Below are 15,472 nucleotides of genomic sequence, written 5' to 3'. Positions count from 1 at the left end.
GGCTTAGGCCTCAACTTTCATGCGGAAAATTTCGTCTAGAGAAGGTGCTTGTTGGCTAAACTCGGGAATGTAACCTTGATGGGTTGCCGCGGCGAAAATATCGCGGCCAACGTGCGGATCAGTGAGTTTCACCAAGAAGCCGCGCGATTGCGGGGTGACAGACACAACGCCCGGGAATGCTTGGAGTTCTTGCTGCGTCAGAGGCGACTGGATGTGTAGTCGGGGTTGGCCGAATTGTTCGCGAATGGCGTCAAGTTTGCCGGATAAGACGACTTCACCATTTTTTAACATGACTAGCTGATCGGAAATGGCCTCAACATTGCCCATATCATGACTTGAATAAATAATGGCACTCCCGGCATCCCGCAGCCGCCGAATCCCGGCTTCGAGTAAGCTTGCATTCACGGGGTCCAATCCTGAAAACGGTTCGTCTAAAATGATGAACTTTGGCATGTGGATCATGGCAGCAATGAGTTGGACCTTTTGCTGATTCCCCTTAGACAGATCTTTGATGAGGTCGGTCGGTTTTCCCTTGACCTGAAACTGTTCAAGCCACTGATCAAGGCTAGCCATTGCTTCAGTACGTTTCATGCCATGCAGTTCGGCGAAGAAGCTAATCTGATCAGCCACTGTCATTTTCGGATAAAGCCCGCGTTCCTCAGGGAGATAGCCGATCATTTCCCTGTTGAGTTGCGTCAGTGGCCGATCTTGCCAGGTCACCGTACCGCTATCTGGCTGCAATAAATTTAGCAGCATTCGAAAAGTGGTCGTTTTGCCGGCTCCGTTTTGACCGATCAGACCCAGGATTTCCCCTGGGCGAACGGACAGTGAAACGTTGCGAACGGCTGTTGTTTTGCCAAAATGTTTGGTTAAGTTCGTGACAGTGAGCATGGCGCGCATCTCCTTTAATGTGTCTATACTGTATATGTATGATATGCACAGTATAGGCAGTGGGTTGATAAAATGCAAGCTCTTATTAGTTTTGATACAAAAATGTCCCCAAAAGCTGAGACTCAACTTTTGGGGACAGGTTTATTTAGGCGAAAATCATTGACACTTGGTTAGCAGAGGCCTTGAATCACTATTCAGCTTGCTGTGCCGCATGCGATAGTGACATAACATCACGGACGATCATCAGTTCTTCATTAGTCGGAATGACCAACGTTTTAACTCGGGCGCCTGGCGCCGTGATGTCGCCGGCCTGATGGCAAGTTTGCTCATTGCGTTGCAGGTCAATGCGGGCGCCGAGATAGTCGAGTGATTGCATGACCCGAGCGCGAACGGCACTGCTGTGTTCGCCAATGCCGGCAGTGAAGACCAGCGTATCAACGCCGTCCATCAAAGCAGCATAGGCACCGACATATTTGACGATGCGATTGACAAAAATATCCAGTGCAAGTTTGGCGCGGGGATGTTGCGGTGCCGCTTCTTCCAGATCGCGCACGTCATGGCTGATGCCGGAAATACCACGCAGGCCAGATTGGGTATTCAAAATGTCAATCATTTGATCAACATCGGTAATGGCCAGTTTTTTCATCAGGTAGGCGATCAGCGAAACATCAACGTCGCCGGAGCGGGTGCCCATTGTGACGCCGGAGACCGGAGTGAAGCCCATTGACGTGTCGATGGATTTTCCATTTTGAATGGCGGTAATGCTCGAGCCGGCGCCAAGGTGCATGACGATCATGCGCATTGATTCAAGCGGCTTGCCAAGCATTTTGGCTGCATGAGCGCTGACATAGCGAACACTGGTACCATGCGCGCCGTATTTGCGAACGCCGAATTTTTGATAGTATTCGTAAGGAATGCTGTAGAGATAATTAACGGGTTTCATGGTTTGATGGAAGGCCGTGTCAAAAACGGCCACTTCAAGCGCCCAAGGCATCATGGTGCGGAAAATCTCGATGCAGTCCGCTTCGACCGGGTTATGCAACGGCGCATAATCGCGCAAGGCCCGAATCTGTGCCAGCACCCGGTTATCAATCACAATTGGTGCGGAAAATAGTTCGCCACCAGCCACAACTCGGTGACCGATGCCGGTAATTTCATTGAGGTGATGCACGAGGCCAAGCGATTGAAGGTCGGCCAGGGTGTTTGCGACCGCTTCTCGGTAATTGTGGATAGGGGTCGTGCTTTCATATACTTGATCAGTGCCATACTTAATTTTGACAGTAGAGTTTCTTAAAATATCAGTCGCGCCTTCTGCAAGTTGGCGTTCACTTGGCATGTCAAACAGTTTCCATTTAAGGGACGAGCTGCCGGCATTGATAGAGAGGATTTTTACCATGTTTGATCACTCTTTCACGATTGCTATATCAGTATCATACCACTGAACGGGGGTTATGTTTGTGAAATATTATGCAAATTTGTTTTTTTTAGATACATCTTAGTTTCATATCACATTTTAAAAAGACTAAATAATGAGCTGCAACCCATCCCAAAAGTGTCTCTCAACCTTGGCGGGTTACAGCTCATTTTCTGTTTTAATGGTCAACTTTTTAAAATTGGCTAGGCATCAATGTTGGCATGGACGATCCAAAAGTACAACTTAGTCAACGAAGACTTAATGCTTTTTGAAAACTTGGATGTGATATCCGGTGCTCGGAGAAATCCCACTGCCGCAAAAACTAATGGCTTCGCTTCAACATTTGCTGGGTCAGTTTGACCAGCGCCGATTTAGTGGCTGATGTTGGGAAAGGTGCCAGTGCCGCAACAGCACGATTGGTATAAGTAGCCGCCATTTGTTGGGCGTGCGGCAGGCCGTGGGTGCGCACGATCGCGGCAATTTTCTCCGCATTGGCCGCAATGTGGGCGGCATCTTGGGTTAGCGGTGCCAGTTGATCCGGAACGATCTGGTAGGCATAGATTAATGGCAGCGTGACGATGCCATTATGTAGGTCTTCAAGTGCCGGTTTGTTGAGCGTTGAGCTTGTCTGTGTGTAATCCAACAAGTCATCGATCATCTGAAAAGCCATGCCGAGTTGCCGGCCAAAGCGATAGGCGGCCTTTTTTTGCTCAAGTGACAGATGGCTGATGACAGCACCTGTGTATGTTGATAACGCAAATAAGGCGGCAGTTTTGCCCGCAATGGCACTGAGGTAAGCATCGATGGTGGGAATCAACGGCGCACTTGGCCCATTTTGATCCACTTCGCCCATGAAAATGCGTTTCATAATGCGGGCATTGGCGCCAAGGTCGACAACTTCCGGATTTTGTTCGCTGAGTAGCTGAAAATAAATAGCAAACAAAAAGTCGCCGGCATAGATGGCTTCGCGATTGCCGGATTCAGCTGAGACAGTTGCCATGCCCCGCCGAATATCGGCATGGTCCAAAACATCGTCATGGACAAGCGTGGCCAGATGCAGTGCCTCGATCGCCGCGCCAGCCGTCACAAGATCACCGTTGTCAGGTTGACCGAAACGCGCTAGCATAAGCATTAGCCCGCTGCGCAACATTTTGCCGCCAGCGTTGATTTGTTGCTGAATGAGGGTGTGTACTTGCGGCTCGCGCAAAACGGCGACCTGCTCCAGTCGTTGTTGGATTTGTTCGAGTTGGTGATAGACCGTGGGGAATCGGTGCCACAGGGGATGAATCATGCATTTTCTCTCTTTCCTTAAAGACATATTTACTCTACTGTACCTGATTCTTAAAAGTCAATTATTGGAGGTTGGGTTATGTCATTATCTGTATTTCTTGAGTTGGTTGAGATTAAGGCGAAAACGGCATCGGTGTTCCCGTTTCTTTTAGGGACGTTGTATGCCTGGTATCACTATCATACGTTACATATTCCAGAGTTGCTGGTCTTCTTCGTTGCGATGCTTTTATTCAACATGTCAGTCGATGCCAATGACAATTATCAGGATTATCGGCGAGCGGAGCGGACAGAAGCGTTGCATTTTCGCGAAAAGACCAACATCATCGGGGTGCATCATTTAAATCCTAGCATGATTGGCTGGATGGTGGTTGCTATGATGGCCACCAGTGCCGTTCTGGGTTTGTGGATGGTTAGTCGTACCGGGTGGCCGCTGTTGGTGATGGGGTTGTTTAGCTTTGCGGTCGGTTACGGCTATGCTGGTGGGCCGCGGCCGATTTCGGCGACACCTTATGGCGAGTTTTTCTCCGGATTTACGATGGGTTTTGTGATTTTTCTGATCGCGGTTTATGTCAATGTCTTTAATGTTGCAGATTTTTCATGGTCGTTGGTTTTGTCGGTTTATCTGGCCAGCGGTTTGGCGCAGTGTGCGATTTCGGCGCTGCTACTGGCGAATAATATTGCGGATCGGGAAGAAGACGAGACACTTAAACGCCGAACGATCGTGCATTACCTCGGCCTCGACCGCAGTATTATTTTCTTCTATGGTTTGTACACGGTGGGTTTCCTGATGCTCATTGCGTCGGTACTGCTTGGTCTATTGCCGAAGCTGACGTTGCTCACCTTGATAACCATTCCATTTGTGATTAAAAATGCGCGGGGCTTTGCTGCTAATCCAGTGAAAAAACTGACTTTCCCCAATGCAATCAAAAATTTATTTGTCACCACCTTGGCGCAAGTCATTTTCCTGGCATTAGGCGTCTTTTTAAATATTTGAAGCTCACACTCGGTTCTTGAGGGGAGGCCGTCATGAGTATCACGATTCGTCCATTTGTTAAAAAAGATCTCGGTCGCTTTATTAACGCTGTAGCACCACTATTGCCGGCATCAGCGGTAAGTTTTGCTTTGATCACGGATACGCACGATAAGGCTAAGTTTGCAACCACTTATTATGGGCCGACCGGTTATTGGCACGTGCGGGAACAGGGGTGGCTGAGTACCCAGTTGCCGCTTGCACTGCGGGTTCACTTAGGCGATTTGGTTGATGGTTCGGAATCGCCGTGGCTGACAAAATTGCGGCTGCGTAATATCATGGCCGATTATCGCCGCGGCCAGGTGCCGTTTCTGGTCACCAAAGGCAATCACGATGACAATGACAAGTTTGCCGAAAAGCAGCCGGGTCATCGTGGCAGCTTTTTGCCGGATGTGGCGCAGCAGCTGATTTTTGCTGCCGATGCGACTCAGCGCCATGTTGCGGTTTCGCGTGAAGGTTTGCTTGTACAAGACTTTCCCGGACTGCGCATCATCGTTTTAAATACGGCAGATGTGCCTTTACATGACGGTCGTAAAATCTATGACGTTAAAAAGACATTGGCTGTCTCATTTGCGCAGTTGCGTGATTTTGTTTTAGCGCTAAAAGGTGCCCAAAGCCGTGACGTATTGATCATGAGCCACGCGCCGGCCATGAAGCAAAATGGGCAGCCTGCCCTGAAGTTCAACGGACGCGCGGTGCACGAGTTGCTGCGGGCGTTCAATTTACATGCCAGTGGCTTGCTGAACACAGGTAAGACGCCTGAGTTCGGCGGGCAATTACGGTTTGATTTTACCCAAACAACTGGGAAAATCATTGCTTATCTGGCGGGGCACTACCATCTTGAAGCCGATTATCAAGTGAATGGTATTCATTATAGCTTGCAGAATACCAGTGCCTTGATGGGGCGGCATCATGGACTCACCACTAAATTCAATCGCCGTTATGATCGGCGCTTTGGTACGCCGAGTGAATATGCCGGGTATGTTGTCAGTGTAGATGTAAAGCGGCGGCGGCTGAGTCTTTATGGTTATGGAGCAGCGAGTCGTGTCCGCCGGTTTGTTTACTAAATCTTTAGAAATTTTTGCCGAAAAATCTGGCCATTCCGGTTGCCAAGATAACGCTTACATGATACACTGTATTTGAAGTTAAGGAAGAACCAAAGGTCGATGCAGGAACCGAGAATCACGATCCTTTGTCTAGCAGCACAAAGACGAACCGGCTCGAAAGTGTGTGTCGCAAAGCACGAGAAAAGCGAATAGAGCACTGGTGCAGTAAGTATCTGCGCCACTTATCGTAAGATTCATGTTCCACAAGATCCAAAGATGAACACACATGGAGGTATGAGGCTTGTAAACAGACTCAGTAATCCAAGCGGGACAATGAGCTTCCCATAGATGTTCAATCGGGTGTGTCATAGGACCACCAAACAACGCCAAGTTATCTGGCAACATCATTTCAACACTCGTCGTTCCGTACAAGTGAATAAGTTTTTTGTAGAGGTGTCGCAGTATTAGATTTATTGAAGAGGGTTTTACAATTAGCACCAGTAAATGTAACAAAACTGCTGCATCGGTCAAATCCTTAACTTAGGAGATCCAGGTTCACCTGTAGGAATCTGGGTCTCTATTTTTTTGCCTTTTTCTTAATTTTCAGAAATGACCAGAGACATTGCCTGAAAGATCTGAATTTTACTTGCGACCGCGGTTGCGAGACAGTGGCTGTCTATATGTCCCGATTAAGTCGACCTGACAACGTCGTACAGGCTCCTTTTTACCGGCGCGCTTCAATTGACTTGCGCCGCCAAATCTTTATACTGAAACAAGTAATGATGGTCATTCACGTGAAAAGGGGTTAACTGTATGTGCGGAATCATCGCGTTTGCGGACAAGACAATTTTGAACAAAAAGCCAGTTATTAATGGCATGATGGATATGATCAAGCACCGGGGACCGAATTCCAGCGGTGAATATATCAATGATGATGTCGCTTTAGGGTTCCGCCGGTTGTCCATCATTGATTTAAAGGGTGGCTCACAACCGATTTTAAACGAAGATGGCACGGTTGCTATTATCTTCAATGGCGAAATCTATAACTTCCAAAGCATTCGCAAAGACTTGATCGCTGCCGGACATGTATTTAAGACCCACAGTGACACTGAAGTTCTACTCCATGGCTATGAAGAATATGGCATGGAAGAATTACTCAAGAAGATTCGCGGCATGTTTGCCTTCCTGATTTGGGATGACAATAAAAAAGAAATGTTCGGTGCTCGCGACTTCTTTGGTATCAAACCAATGTATTACTATCACGATGGCGACACGTTCATCGTTGGCAGTGAAATCAAGGCATTTTTGAAGCACCCCAAGTTTAAAAAGCAATTAAACAAAGAAGCGTTGAAGCCGTATTTGACCTTCCAATACTCTGCTTTGGACGAGACCTTCTTCAAGGGCGTCTATCGCATTCCGGAAGGCCATTACTTCACGTTGAAGGATAACAAGCTCACGATCAAGAAGTACTGGGATATGGACTTTAAGGCCAACCATCTCAGTTTCGACGAGACCGTGGCTGCGATTGACAAGAGCGTCTCCGAATCCGTTGAAGCCCACCGGATTTCTGATGTTGAAGTCGGGTCCTTGCTTTCTTCCGGGGTTGACTCTTCGTATATCACGGCACTGTTGCGGCCGGAGCATACTTTCTCGATTGGTTTTGACAACAAGAAATATCACGAAGGAACGGCAGCCAAGGAGCTGAGCGACAAACTTGGCTTAGACAACACCAGCGATATCGTGACCGAAAAAGAAGCGCTCGACAACTTCCCACTCATCCAATATCATCTGGACGAGCCGGATTCCAACCCATCCTGCGTGCCGCTCTATTTCCTGACTCGGATGGCGCATAAAGACGTCACTGTTATCCTGTCTGGTGAAGGTGCCGACGAACTGTTTGCTGGTTACGCCAACTATGGGTTCCACACCCGTAGCCATGCAATCCGCGTGTTTGCGGATGGTTTACGGAAGTTGCCGCGTGGCGTGAAGTACCGAATCGCCTATGGCTTGAAAAAAATGCCTAACTTCCACGGCCGCCTGCATTTGTATGAATCCACAGCTCCGGCCGAAGAATTCTTCATCGGTGAAGCACTCGTGTTCCATGAAGGTCAAGCCGACAAAATTCTGCAGCCTGAATTCCGGCAAAGTAAGAGCGTGCGCGACATTGTCACCGAATCCTACAAGAAGGTTCGCCACTACGACGATGAAGTGAAAAAGATGCAGTACCTCGATATCCATCAGTTCATGCCTAAAGATATTCTCTTGAAGGCTGACAAGCTCTCGATGGCAAACTCGATGGAATTGCGAGTACCGTTCTTGGATAAAGAAGTCGCCAAAGTCGCTGCGGGTATCCCAACCAAGTATCTGATCAACTCCCATAACTCCAAATACGCCCTGCGCGAGGCGGCCAACCGCCACTTGCCAGAAGAATGGGCCAGCCGGGAAAAGCTCGGCTTCCCAGTTCCGGTCAAGCAATGGCTTGAAGACGAACCGTTTTACAAAGAAGTGCGCAAAACCTTTGAACAGGATTGGGTCAAGGAATTCTTCGATCAGGATGCGATTCTGGACATTCTTGACAAGACGTATCGCAAAGAACGGGATGATCGGCGGAAAGTCTGGACCATTTACACCTTCTTGGTTTGGTACAAAGTTTACTTTATCGACACCGAGATTCCGCATTACATTGCCGATTCGAATAAAGATAAGATTGAAGCTTAGTCCGGTTTAATGAATCATAAGCACAAGGCAATTGGCAGCATCATGTTGCCAGTCACCTTGTGCTTATTTTTTCTGGGTGTTTAAGGGAGGAAGCCATCATGCAACACACGAATTGTATCTTTTGCCAGTTCCCTAAGTCTGAGGTAGTCCTCGAGAACAATTTAGCGATTGCTTTTTGGGATATTCATCCCGTGAGTCGAGGTCACCTGCTTGTCATCCCACGGGGGCATCGGCAAGACTACTTTGAACTCAGTCAAGAGGAATTACTAGCCGTTAACGACCTTATTCATGCTGGTAAAAAGCTGATTGATCAGCAATTTCATCCCGATGGTTACAATATTGGGGCTAACGTTGGGCAATATGGCGGCCAAACGGTGATGCATTGTCATATCCATTTGATACCAAGATATCAAGGCGACGACCCTGATCCTGCTGGCGGTGTTCGGAAACTTTTGCCGAGAAGATGCGGATCAGTTTTTTGTCGGAGGTCAGTGACCGAGCTAGAATGGCTTCCAGATAATCGCTTGGGGATGTGCGCTGGAACTTTTGGGAGCGGGTTTGACCTGAATACAGCAGTAAAGGTAAAGAAGCTTGCAGGATCTGCTCAATGCTCTTGCAAATGCGGTAGGACTTGGTCAGGCTGTCATCATTAGCTAAAGTGATTTCTGCTTCGATAATAATATTATTGCCTGAGTAACGACCATCAACAAAAGTAACATCCATCACACCACTGACAGTGAGTATTTTGTCGATGATGTCTGTGCGCAGCTTTGGACTGAAGCCATTGGATAGCTTTTCGGCGCTTGTGCTGAGAATCTGGCACCATTCCAGATGATAAAGCATCCTAAAAGAAGCGCTGCAACCGGGTCAATCCAGTGAATACGGAACAACGACGCGCCGATAATCGCCAACATGGTGCCAGTGGAGGTGAGTGCATCACTTAGAAAGTCCCTGGCGGATGCTGCTAAGAACCTGTCCAGTATCTGCTGAATCTGGTAGAATTGTGGAAAACCGACTGAGGAGTTTGTCATGCCAGATTATCCAAGCAATATTTCTCGAGCGCAATTTGCGTTAATACAACCTGATTTAGAAAACTTCCGCAAGCATACAAGACCGCGTCGTTATGATCTTTATGACGTATTCAATGCCATCCTTTACTCGCTTACTACAGGGTGTCAATGGCGTGAATTACCGCACGATTTCCCGGAATGGCACACTGTCTACCGCTATTACGATATGTGGCGAGATAAACCAGACCCGACAGCTGATTCGCTATTAGAAAGGCTTTTAAAAAAACTGTCGCTTCCTATCGCTTTGCACAGGGCCGATCGGCCCGAACGTCGTTTGTGATTGTTGATGCTCAAAGTGTTAAAACCACTGATTTAACGAAAAATAGTGGCTACGATGGCGGCAAAAAGATTTCAGGGATTAAGCGTCATATGGCGGTTGATATTAATGGTTTACCACAAGCCATTCTCGTGACACGAGCTAATGTATCAGATCGTTCAGGTGCATTGGCTATGTTTAGTTTGGCTAGCCAAAATTTAGAGCTGGTTCAGCATGTCATGGTTGATGGTGGCTACACTGGCAATGACTTTGCGGATCAGGTGAAGCTCATTTTGAATGCTAAGACGACGGTAGCTAAACGCAACGAGTTGCATATGTTCACGGTGTTACCGCAACGATGGATCGTTGAACGTTCATGGAGTTGGCTAGACAAATGTCGGCGACTTTGGAAAAACTGTGAACGTGCCCTTAACAGCAGTCTTCAAATGGTTGTATTGGCCTTCCTGAAGATAGTTCTTAAAAGATGCTAGACAGGTTCTAATGAAGCCAAAAAGACACCGGCTAAAAAGCAGGATGAATCAGCGGATGATATTGATTTGAATGATCTGAGCGGATTAGACTTTAGTCAAACCAGTCATGAAAAGAAGAAGGATGATTCGGATGAGTAAAATCATGGCCTCCTTTCTGGTATTCATCGATACGATCGGTGTCGCCATCGCTTTGTTAGGTGGCAATATGATGTTGTGTCTCCTGATGGGCATTATGACCATTATTTTGTATGTTAAAGTGAATCCAATCTTATTTGGCGACTATGACCGTCGACGTGAAGAACGCATTGAGCAGCGGCGGAAAGCCTTGACGGCACGACGGGAGAACGACAAATAAGAACCGTAAATAAATAGGCGCCTTGATCGCGGGATGTTAATGTCTCGCAATCAGGGCGCCTATTCGTGATAAGAGGTCGACAACGTTAACTTATTTTTCAACTGCCTGAAGCTTTTGATTGTCATCAAGCTGTGAAATGCCCATTTTGTGATAGCGTTGTAGCAAGATCATCGTGATCCAGAGCAACAACAATGAGCCAAGTGCGAAGGCGATGATGACGATGTAACCCAAGGTAACCGTGTTGGACGCAATGCCACTCGTAATCGCATTCCGGAAGTTCATAATCGAATACGACATCGGTAAGAATGGGTGAATGATGTTATAAAACTGGTTGGTAATCTCCATTGGGAAGGTCCCGCCAGAGCCGCCCAGTTGTAACATTAACCCGACCATCGCAAGAAATCGGCCAGGATTATCAAATGCCATTGAAAGGAACATAATGAGATACATCGAGGTTAGCGAGAAAAGAATCGCAGTGAGATAAAATTGCCCGACATGATCGACGTTCAGACCGACTGCCATGATCAGTGTTGCTTCAACAATGGCGGTTGCAACGGCGACAACTGCGCCAATGGTGATTTTGCTGAAGAACCACTGGGTCGCAGTGCCATCGGCTTTAGAAACTTTACGGATTGGATAAGCAAAGTTAAAGACCAAGGCACCGACGTAGAGGGCAAGACTCAAGACGTATGGTGCAAGGGCATGTCCATAATTAGGAACATATGAATAATGTTTATGCGACATCTTGGTTGGTGCGGCAAACATTTTCTTGGTATCACTGGTGACGGTGATGCCGTTGACTTTTTTGGCACTGCTAGAGAGCGTTTTGGCAAACTTTTTATCGCCATTTTTAAGCTGAGTGGAACCGGATTTAAGGGTGCCACTCTGGGCGGTGATTTGGCTAGTGCCATCCGCGAGTTGGTTGACACCGGATACAAGCGTTGGAACATTGGCATTCAATTGACCAACGCCATTGGCAACCTGACCGGCACCATTGGCCAGCTGGCTGACTCCGTTCGTGAGGGTCGGTACTTGACCGTTCAGGGTACTTAAGCCACCAGAGACTTGACTGGAGCCGGAATAGAGTTGACTGACCCCGTTTGTGAGCGTCGGGATTTGACCGTTCAAGCTGGTTAGCCCGCCAGAAACCTGGCTAGAACCGGAGTAGAGTTGGCTGACGCCATTGGTGAGCGTTGGGATTTGACCGTTTAAGGTATTTAAGCCGCCAGAAACCTGTCCAGAGCCGGAATAGAGTTGGCTGACGCCATTGGTGAGCGTTGGGATTTGACCGTTTAAGGTGCTTAAGCCGCCAGAAACTTTGCCAGAGCCGGAATAGAGTTGACTGACGCCATCAACCAGTGAAGGTGCTTTTGTTGCTAGCTGGTTGATGCCACTGTTCAAGCTATTCGTCCCGGTCACAAGTTGATCATTGTTAGAGATGATTTTCGTAGCACCGTTTTGAAGACCAGTAATAGCAGCTGTTAATGTCGGAACCCGCTGGTTAAGTGTCGTCAGACCATCTGAAACCTTTTTTGAGCCAGGAATCAGTTTCTGATTAAGAGTCGTCGACAGCGACGTGCCACTGCTTTCGGTCTGAGTCATTAAAGCATTGATATTTGTCTCGAGTTGTTCAAAACCGGCAACCAAATCCGGATCTTGATTGGTTTTGGCTTTTAAGGTGGCTTCATACTTTGTGAGGCTTTCTTGAAGCTTGGCTGCTGATTCGACTGCTTGCTTATTTTGGCTATCGACAGAGCCACTCAATTGTTGAAGACCGTTGGTTAAATCCGATGAACCGGTTGCCAACGAGTTAGTGTCTGTTGCTAAAGAGCCGGTGCTACCTGCAAGCTGATCAATTCCTTTAGAGAGCGATGTCACACCGTCTGTATAGTTCTTTACCCCTGTTGTTAAGCTTGCCGAACCAGTCTGGAGCTGGGTGATCCCGTTAGCCAGTTGGCCTGATTCGGTTTGCAGGGTTCCCAGTCCATTCGTTACCTGATTAGAGCCGGTTGCTAACTGACCGACACCAGAGCTAAGGGTTCCGGTTTTCGACTGCAAGGTTCCCAATCCACTCGTCACTTGGTTGGATCCGGATGCTAACTGACCGACGCCGGAGCTAAGGGTTCCGGTTTTCGACTGCAAGGTTCCCAATCCACTCGTCACTTGGTTGGATCCGGATGCTAACTGACCGACGCCGGAGCTAAGGGTTCCGGTTTTGGATTGTAAGGTTCCCAAGCCATTGGTTACCTGGTTTGACCCATTGGCTAATTGACCCACACCACTAGCTAATTGGGTGGTGCTGCCATTGAGTGTTTGCAAGCCGCTTGCAACTTGATTGGCGCCGCTTGCGAGTTGGGGAATCTGTGAAGACATCGGCGAGACTTTAACTTTCATGGTCTGAATCCCGTCATTTACCTGTGAAACGGCAACGGTATACTGATCAATCCCATCGTCAAGCTTGACTTGACCTTCGTCGATTTGCGTGGCGGCATCAGCGGCATTTTTCATGCCTTTGCCAATGGTTTTGATTTGATCAAAAACCGCACTGGCGTAAGCATTGGTCACATTTGCCCGAATCTCGCTGTTTAAGGCATTCAGACCGATTCCTGAGATGACTTGGCCGATGTAATTTAGCGAATCATTGGTTTGATATTTAAGATCCATTTTTCGGGGATGCTCGTCCAGAATGGTGGCAGCATTTTTCGAAAAATCTTTAGGTAGGGTAATGACCGTGTAATACTTGTTGGCTTTCATTCCCCTATCAGCTTGGGCTTTAGAAACAAAATGCCAGCCAAGCTTTTTGTTATTCTTGAGTTTATTGACCGTCTGCTCACCAACGTTAAGTTTTTTACCTTGGTAAGTAACCGGCTGATCTAAGTTCACCACGGCTACGGGTAGATTCTGTGTATCACCATAAGGGTCCCAAACAGACTTTAAGAAGAAAATGCTGTAAAGAAAAGGAATTAAAATGATGACAAGCACCGAAACTAAGATCAATTTATTTTTGCCGATGAACTTAAATTCATCTTTGATCATAAGCACTTTACTCCTTTATTTCGTTTAGATACATGTCCAGCAGAGATTCCCCAGTTTACAATTCAAGTGCAACACCCTGACGACTAGACCATAAAGGCCATGAAGACCTATTCTTGTTAGTGCTAGCTAAACAAGAAAGCAGGAATCTTCATGACCCACTCTCAGATTAACACCCACAAGCATTACCAACAACTCAGTTTTAGCGACCGTGCTACAATTCAGGCCCTTCAGGCTGCTGGTGACACCGCAACCGTGATTGCACAGAAGCTTCATCGCAGTAAAGCGACAATCTCACGAGAAATCACGCGTGGATCTGTAACTCAGCTCGACTCGAAGCGTCACTCGCATCAAGTCTATCTTGCGGAAACTGCCCAAGCCATGCACGACCGTAAACGCGATAGAACCGGTCACTACGCCTTTCTTAAGACCGGCCGTGCGTTCTTCAAGGCTCTCTCCAGGGAGCTTACTCGTAAGCCGCGCGTACACAGCGTTGATAGCTTCGTACACTTCTATCGCGACCAGGGCAAGGCTTGCCCTTCAACGACAACTGTGTATCGCTACATCGACGCCGGGCTGCTTGAGCTAGACAACATGACACTTCCCAAGAAGCTCCGACGCCGCATCAAAGGCTATAAGAACGCCCACAAGCGCAAGAATAAGAAGATATACGGCGACTCAATCGAGTTGCGTCCTGCGGCCGTGAATGACCGCACAGGCGTGGGACATTGGGAAGGCGACTTGGTCAAAGGTATTCGCTTAGCTGATGAGCCAGCATTAATGACGCTCACAGAACGGTACAGCCGGACTGAGATCATCGTCAAGATTCCTGACTATCATGCGGGCACCTGCCTTAAAGCCTTGCAGGACACGATCGACGACTACGGGGCCAAGGAATTTGAGAGTATCACTTTTGACAATGGTTCCGAGTTTGCCAAGTTATCAGAGATTGTTGGAACCCAGATTTACTTCGCACATCCGTACTCGCCTTGGGAGCGTGGCACAAACGAGAACGCCAATGGACTGCTTAGGGAATTCTTCCCGAAAGGGAAGTCTCTCAGAGCAGTTACCCTGGTTGAAATTCAAGCAGTTCAATCCGCACTGAACCATCGTCCCAGACGTATTCTGAACTATCTTCGCCCATGCGATTACTACCGATGCATGGCGTAACAGCCTAGACCACTATCAAGAATTCGTTATCATCGTTGCACTTGACTTGAAAATTGAGGGTCCAGCAGAGATTCAAAAGATGTGTCGCGGCTGGCTTTATTGTCAGGTAAAAATCCCATGACTTCCAAAACGGTAAAACCAAGCACACTACTAATGAAATCCTGGACAAAACTTTCTTTTGCCATTTGCTTCAGCTCCGTGTGCACAATCAGACGCTTCAGCAAGTTAATAACATCGCCGGTGCCTTGCACAAATGGACTGCTTTCTGGGAATTGATGGACAAAATAAATAATTTCATCTAACGACTGTTGACGTTCAAAATAGCGATGAGCGACTTCTGCAAAAGCACGGATCGCCTCTTTGCCTGAGATACCGCTGACGTTCTCTATCAACTCTTGGTAAAGGTTATGCATAAATTCGGTCCCCAACGCTTCAATGACTGCCGGTAGATTCGGAAAGTAGTTATATAGCGACTGAGAACAGATATTCAGTTCCTTGGCCAGCGTCTGAAAGGTCAAGTCCCGAATACCGTCTTGGGCGACCATCGTTCTTGCAGCATCTAAAACAATTTCCCGATGTAAAATCTGATGTTTGGTTGTCATGCAAGCCTCCTTAAAGCTAATCTATGTTCCAAAGTACGAATATACGCCTACCGATTGAAGCATGCAATCTACAAAATGTAGATCATGCCCAAAAAATGGCCTAAAA

At 47.6% G+C, this 15,472-nt stretch carries 13 protein-coding genes and 1 pseudogene; 7 read left to right on the top strand and 7 right to left on the bottom strand.

The features are described 5' to 3' along the window. Nucleotides 1-3 precede the first annotated feature (3 nt). The 3 genes from LACZS1_RS10225 to LACZS1_RS10215 form a co-directional block, all read right to left on the bottom strand. Complete coding sequence (locus LACZS1_RS10225; protein WP_070652260.1) at nt 4-891, bottom strand: ABC transporter ATP-binding protein; 888 nt, start codon at nt 889-891, stop codon at nt 4-6. Nucleotides 892-1,081: 190 nt separating this feature from the next. Continuing rightward, nucleotides 1,082-2,287, bottom strand: coding sequence for an acetate kinase (locus LACZS1_RS10220; RefSeq protein ID WP_070652259.1), 1,206 nt, complete (start codon nt 2,285-2,287; stop codon nt 1,082-1,084). Nucleotides 2,288-2,627: 340 nt separating this feature from the next. After that, nucleotides 2,628-3,596 (bottom strand): polyprenyl synthetase family protein, encoded by a 969-nt coding sequence (locus LACZS1_RS10215; protein ID WP_047106388.1) that lies wholly within the window; start codon nt 3,594-3,596, stop codon nt 2,628-2,630. A gap of 78 nt (nt 3,597-3,674) precedes the next feature. On the opposite strand from LACZS1_RS10215, the gene LACZS1_RS10210 reads away from it, so the two are divergent. The 4 genes and pseudogenes from LACZS1_RS10210 to LACZS1_RS10195 all read left to right on the top strand — a co-directional run. Further along, on the top strand, nt 3,675-4,589 hold the full coding sequence (locus LACZS1_RS10210) for a 1,4-dihydroxy-2-naphthoate polyprenyltransferase (protein WP_070652258.1): 915 nt from the start codon (nt 3,675-3,677) through the stop codon (nt 4,587-4,589). A gap of 32 nt (nt 4,590-4,621) precedes the next feature. Then, nucleotides 4,622-5,692 (top strand): metallophosphoesterase family protein, encoded by a 1,071-nt coding sequence (locus tag LACZS1_RS10205; RefSeq protein ID WP_070652257.1) that lies wholly within the window; start codon nt 4,622-4,624, stop codon nt 5,690-5,692. A gap of 792 nt (nt 5,693-6,484) precedes the next feature. Continuing rightward, complete coding sequence (asnB, locus tag LACZS1_RS10200; protein WP_070652256.1) at nt 6,485-8,389, top strand: asparagine synthase (glutamine-hydrolyzing); 1,905 nt, start codon at nt 6,485-6,487, stop codon at nt 8,387-8,389. A gap of 98 nt (nt 8,390-8,487) precedes the next feature. Beyond that, nucleotides 8,488-8,847, top strand: a pseudogene (locus LACZS1_RS10195) (HIT family protein); the annotation flags it as partial. Here the strand turns inward: LACZS1_RS10195 and LACZS1_RS10190 are convergent. Continuing rightward, nucleotides 8,735-9,112, bottom strand: coding sequence for a hypothetical protein (locus tag LACZS1_RS10190; RefSeq protein ID WP_306402848.1), 378 nt, complete (start codon nt 9,110-9,112; stop codon nt 8,735-8,737). The pseudogene LACZS1_RS10195 and the gene LACZS1_RS10190 overlap by 113 nt on opposite strands. Beyond that, a complete protein-coding gene (locus tag LACZS1_RS10185; RefSeq protein WP_306402847.1) occupies nt 9,112-9,420 on the bottom strand; it encodes a cation efflux transmembrane domain-containing protein in 309 nt (102 codons plus the stop codon). Before LACZS1_RS10185 ends, LACZS1_RS10190 begins: the two co-directional genes overlap by 1 nt. Here LACZS1_RS10185 and LACZS1_RS10180 point away from each other — a divergent pair. Both LACZS1_RS10180 and LACZS1_RS10175 read left to right on the top strand, forming a co-directional pair. Next, a protein-coding gene (locus LACZS1_RS10180) for an IS5 family transposase (RefSeq protein WP_306402846.1) occupies nt 9,419-10,206 on the top strand; the annotation gives its coding sequence in 2 pieces (ribosomal slippage) (nt 9,419-9,686 and nt 9,686-10,206; 789 coding nt in all). The two genes, LACZS1_RS10185 and LACZS1_RS10180, sit on opposite strands and share 2 nt — an antisense overlap. Nucleotides 10,207-10,336: 130 nt before the next feature. Further along, nucleotides 10,337-10,561, top strand: a complete 225-nt coding sequence (locus tag LACZS1_RS10175; RefSeq protein WP_003597463.1) for a hypothetical protein — start codon at nt 10,337-10,339, stop codon at nt 10,559-10,561. A 90-nt stretch (nt 10,562-10,651) separates the two neighbouring features. On the opposite strand, the gene LACZS1_RS10170 is transcribed toward LACZS1_RS10175, so the two are convergent. Beyond that, nucleotides 10,652-13,597, bottom strand: a complete 2,946-nt coding sequence (locus LACZS1_RS10170) for a YhgE/Pip domain-containing protein (protein ID WP_003662082.1) — start codon at nt 13,595-13,597, stop codon at nt 10,652-10,654. A gap of 150 nt (nt 13,598-13,747) precedes the next feature. Here LACZS1_RS10170 and LACZS1_RS10165 point away from each other — a divergent pair, with 150 nt between their 5' ends. Continuing rightward, on the top strand, nt 13,748-14,764 hold the full coding sequence (locus tag LACZS1_RS10165; RefSeq protein WP_306402845.1) for an IS30 family transposase: 1,017 nt from the start codon (nt 13,748-13,750) through the stop codon (nt 14,762-14,764). Between the two features lie 29 nt (nt 14,765-14,793). On the opposite strand, the gene LACZS1_RS10160 is transcribed toward LACZS1_RS10165, so the two are convergent. Further along, entirely contained in the window at nt 14,794-15,366 is a 573-nt protein-coding gene (locus LACZS1_RS10160; RefSeq protein ID WP_306402844.1) for a TetR/AcrR family transcriptional regulator, read from the bottom strand. Nucleotides 15,367-15,472: the final 106 nt, after the last annotated feature.

The sequence above is a fragment of the Lacticaseibacillus zeae subsp. silagei genome (genome assembly GCF_030770335.1).
Taxonomy (GTDB): Bacteria; Bacillota; Bacilli; order Lactobacillales; family Lactobacillaceae; genus Lacticaseibacillus; species Lacticaseibacillus zeae.
The sequence above is the reverse complement of the archived record's forward strand: the minus strand, read 5'-3'. Positions and strand labels throughout refer to the sequence as shown.

Excerpts from the sequence above, each read along its gene's own strand:
- LACZS1_RS10185 (WP_306402847.1), bottom strand. The coding sequence starts at position 9,420 with ATGACAAACTCCTCAGTCGGTTTTCCACAATTCTACCAGATTCAGCAG.
- LACZS1_RS10220 (WP_070652259.1), bottom strand. The coding sequence starts at position 2,287 with ATGGTAAAAATCCTCTCTATCAATGCCGGCAGCTCGTCCCTTAAATGG.
- LACZS1_RS10205 (WP_070652257.1), top strand. The coding sequence starts at position 4,622 with ATGAGTATCACGATTCGTCCATTTGTTAAAAAAGATCTCGGTCGCTTT.
- LACZS1_RS10170 (WP_003662082.1), bottom strand. The coding sequence starts at position 13,597 with ATGATCAAAGATGAATTTAAGTTCATCGGCAAAAATAAATTGATCTTA.
- LACZS1_RS10175 (WP_003597463.1), top strand. The coding sequence starts at position 10,337 with ATGAGTAAAATCATGGCCTCCTTTCTGGTATTCATCGATACGATCGGT.
- LACZS1_RS10210 (WP_070652258.1), top strand. The coding sequence starts at position 3,675 with ATGTCATTATCTGTATTTCTTGAGTTGGTTGAGATTAAGGCGAAAACG.
- asnB (WP_070652256.1), top strand. The coding sequence starts at position 6,485 with ATGTGCGGAATCATCGCGTTTGCGGACAAGACAATTTTGAACAAAAAG.
- LACZS1_RS10165 (WP_306402845.1), top strand. The coding sequence starts at position 13,748 with ATGACCCACTCTCAGATTAACACCCACAAGCATTACCAACAACTCAGT.
- LACZS1_RS10190 (WP_306402848.1), bottom strand. The coding sequence starts at position 9,112 with ATGGATGTTACTTTTGTTGATGGTCGTTACTCAGGCAATAATATTATT.
- LACZS1_RS10225 (WP_070652260.1), bottom strand. The coding sequence starts at position 891 with ATGCTCACTGTCACGAACTTAACCAAACATTTTGGCAAAACAACAGCC.
- LACZS1_RS10160 (WP_306402844.1), bottom strand. The coding sequence starts at position 15,366 with ATGACAACCAAACATCAGATTTTACATCGGGAAATTGTTTTAGATGCT.
- LACZS1_RS10215 (WP_047106388.1), bottom strand. The coding sequence starts at position 3,596 with ATGATTCATCCCCTGTGGCACCGATTCCCCACGGTCTATCACCAACTC.